Origin of the sequence: Micrococcus sp. KRD128, assembly GCF_017168395.1 — a bacterium.
GTDB lineage: Bacteria > Actinomycetota > Actinomycetes > Actinomycetales > Micrococcaceae > Micrococcus > Micrococcus luteus.
On record NZ_JABFAX010000022.1, the window covers coordinates 1 to 431 of the forward strand.

Sequence of the window (431 nt, forward strand, 5' to 3'; positions counted from 1 at the left end):
GAGTTCAACGATGAACGCAGTGGTGCTGGCGGTGGGGCTGATGCTCGTCCTCAGCCTTTGCCGTGTGCATGTCGTGCTGGCGCTGATCATCGGCGCGGTGGTCGGCGGACTGTTCGGTGGCCTAGGCCTGGAGGGGACTCTCAAGGCCTTCAACGGCGGCCTCGGCGGGGGTGCCACGGTGGCCCTGTCGTACGCCATGCTCGGCGCCTTCGCCGTGGCCATCGCCCGCTCCGGCGTGGCCCATGCGCTGGCCGACAAGGTCCTGGCGCTGCTCGGCCGGCACGACGAGCAGGGCAAGGGCGCCGGTGCGTTCAAGTGGATCCTGGTCGGCCTGCTGCTCTGCGTGGCGGTATCCTCGCAGAATATCCTGCCGATCCATATCGCCTTCATCCCGCTGCTGGTGCCGCCGCTGCTCTATGTGCTGAGCAAGC

At 67.7% G+C, this 431-nt stretch carries 1 protein-coding gene; it reads left to right on the forward strand.

Annotated elements, in window-relative coordinates; genetic code table 11:
• Nucleotides 1-10: 10 nt before the first annotated feature.
• The coding region (locus tag J1M44_RS11065) for a GntT/GntP/DsdX family permease (RefSeq protein WP_446724878.1) at nucleotides 11-431 on the forward strand (421 nt) is incomplete at its 3' end.